This window comes from Polaromonas sp. P1_E1_2 (assembly GCF_056406035.1).
On record NZ_JBFUAZ010000589.1, the window covers coordinates 1 to 2,660 of the forward strand.

Annotated in this window: 2 protein-coding genes and 1 pseudogene; 1 reads left to right on the forward strand and 2 read right to left on the reverse strand. The window is 54.7% G+C overall.

Annotation, left to right across the window (positions count from 1 at the left end):
* Nucleotides 1-691, forward strand: a pseudogene (locus tag AC1D1P_RS20350) (GNAT family N-acetyltransferase); the annotation flags it as partial.
* Nucleotides 692-818: 127 nt separating this feature from the next.
* Here the strand turns inward: AC1D1P_RS20350 and AC1D1P_RS20355 are convergent.
* Both AC1D1P_RS20355 and AC1D1P_RS20360 read right to left on the reverse strand, forming a co-directional pair.
* Nucleotides 819-1,283 carry an RcnB family protein gene (locus AC1D1P_RS20355; protein WP_477674210.1) on the reverse strand — a complete coding sequence of 155 codons (465 nt, stop codon included), beginning with the start codon at nucleotides 1,281-1,283 and terminating at the stop codon, nucleotides 819-821.
* A gap of 184 nt (nucleotides 1,284-1,467) precedes the next feature.
* Entirely contained in the window at nucleotides 1,468-2,601 is a 1,134-nt protein-coding gene (locus AC1D1P_RS20360) for a hypothetical protein (RefSeq protein WP_477674211.1), read from the reverse strand.
* Nucleotides 2,602-2,660 lie beyond the last annotated feature (59 nt).

A 2,660-nucleotide genomic window follows, 5' to 3' on the forward strand; every position in this document is an offset into this window, starting at 1 on the left:
CACAAACACCTACGGGCAACCCATTGGCGAAGCCATGCTGGGCTGGACGGAAAGGCAAAGGCCGCCGCGCATCACACTCGAAGGCCGGTATTGCCGCCTCGAACCGCTGGACGCCAGGCGCCATGGCGACGACCTGTTCGCCGCCTACGCCGCCGCGCCCGATGGCCGGGCCTGGACCTACCTCGCCCCCGAGCCGTTTACCGCGCGCAGCGATTTCGACGCCTACCTCGAGCGCAACGCGGCCAGCGCCGACCCTTTGCATTACACGGTCATGGACGCCGGCACCCAGCGCGCGGTCGGGACGCTGTCGCTGATGCGCGTGGACACCGCCAACGGTGTCATCGAGGTCGGGCACGTGATCTTCTCGCCACTGCTGCAGCGCAGCCGCGCTTCCACCGAGGCCCAGTACCTGCTGATGAAGCTGGTCTTCGAAACACTCGGCTACCGCCGCTACGAGTGGAAATGCGACAGCCTCAACGCGCCGTCGCGCAGCGCGGCCGCCAGGCTCGGTTTCAGCTTCGAAGGCGTTTTCCGGCAGCTCCTCGTCTACAAGAACAGAACGCGCGACACCGCCTGGTTTTCCACCATCGACGGTGAATGGCCGCTACTGAAGAAGGCCTTCGACAGCTGGCTTTCGCCGGGTAATTTTGATGCGCAGGGTGCGCAGGTTCTGGCGCTCACTGACATTCGCAGCCGCCTGATGCACAAAGCCCCCGCTGCGATTGCAGCCTGACGGCAGCACCACACAAGGGGGTTTCTTTTCGCCATGGACTTCAGGAAGGCGCCGGGTATGTATTTCCCGGCGCCGTACCGAAAGCTCAGTTCAGCACCAGCTGCGCGATCACACCGGTGGCAATGGCGATGAGCGCATAGTCAGCACCCACCTGCACCCACTGCTGGCCGCGCGGCGGCGCATGGAGGCGATGCCCGCGCCAGTCATTCACCACATACTGACGGCCGCGGTACTCATTCGGGATGCGGCCGCCGCGGTAGAACTGCGGGCCGTGTCCATCGAAGTGGCGGTCATTGCGGGCGTAACGGCGGTCGTCACGATGGTCAAAACCGCGCCCGCCGCGATCGTCTGCACGGGCGTCTGCGCGACCATGACCGGGACCATAGCCGGGACCATCGTCGCGACTGTAACCGGGACCGACAGACCCGCGCTGTTCAACACGAGGCGACTCACCGCGCTGGCCGCGCCCGTCGTAGCCTTGCGCAAACGAGAGCGAGGCAAAGCCCAGCGACGCTGCGGCAATGGCACACACAATGGCTTTTGATTTCATGATCGACTCCTTTGGATGGAAGAGTCTTCATGGTGTTCCGGCGACGTGTCGGCGCAGCAAAGCCGCGGGAGTGTTTGTGTAAAGCGGGGTTACGGAATATTTTTTAAGTGATCACAACTAAAAGAACATATTCGTCCTATTAGATTGCCATTACGACTTGAATCAATATCCCGAAGCCTCGTCTTCAGATTTTTGCATCCGTTGTGGAATTTTTAGTTCCGCCCCAAGCGGCCAAGCCCGGATTGGTATCAATGGCCATATTCACTTTATTCTGAAAGCTAGTGATGAAGTCACCGTTGAAGTCAATGACTGCTGTCTTTCCACTTTCCGTAACCAACGTTAGTTGGAGCAAGTTGCTATCTCTATTTGAAGAAACAGAAAATCTGACGCATTTTCCACTTACTGCAATTTCAATTTCTGGATCTTTAGCCAAAGCCGGCTCCTGTTCCCCGCCAAAGATCACCTCTTCGGGGAATGAGCTTTTATGCACTATTAAGTCGCGAGCGGGAAAGTCGTAACGCAGCGGTAGATCACCGAGAACCTTTTTAGTAGCGGCATATACAAATAGATCTGCCACTTCTAAAAGAGCATGTTTTGAATCACCCGCGACCTCTATGGGTAGATGGGAAGAACCCATAGGACCCTCAATAACCAAATCTTTGGCTAACACGGACCATTTAGGCATTTTTGAGAACCATCGAATTTTTGCTTGCTCTCTGTCCAAAAATATTTTTCTAACTCTTAATCCTCGATCTACTCTCCTCGCATGTACTCGCCAATTCGGCATATTTCTTTTTAGAAAACTCGGGGTCGTGACCGGATCGGCTGGGACTCGTATATCTGCCGGATCCAAATACAAAGCAACAGCAAGAAAAGCTTGTAGCGTTATCCACCGTTCATTCACGTCCTGAACGGAATCTGCATGTCCATTCTTTCCGACAAGTCTCACTCGCTTCGGGTAGCCCCCTGCCGGGATATGCGAAATCAGATATTTTGCCGAGCTTTCAGCAACAGCCTTCAGTATGTCTGCGCATAAATTAATCGCATCAGTGTTCGATAGTTCTTTCCATTCAGTTCTGGACCGACCCGCAGGAGAAAAAAATTGACTGCAATGAATAGGGGGTTCAGGCTGACCTCCATAACGCATTTTTATCTGCCCAATACTCCGCTCAGTTTTCGCGACATTAGTTTCTGGAATAAGCACCAATCCGTAGAACGCACCGTGTTCATTAATACTTTCATCGCCAAATGCGACATAGCATTCATTCAGAGGAAAGTTAAATGGACTTGCGGGGTCGGAATAATCAATAGCGTCCATGTCTACTCCCTTTCTTACGCGTGCTCAGAGCGTGATGTACAAAGATCATCCTGTTACTC

Bases quoted from the DNA above. Each gene is read 5' to 3' on its own strand.
- AC1D1P_RS20355 (WP_477674210.1), bottom strand. From the start codon at position 1,283: ATGAAATCAAAAGCCATTGTGTGTGCCATTGCCGCAGCGTCGCTGGGC.
- AC1D1P_RS20360 (WP_477674211.1), bottom strand. From the start codon at position 2,601: ATGGACGCTATTGATTATTCCGACCCCGCAAGTCCATTTAACTTTCCT.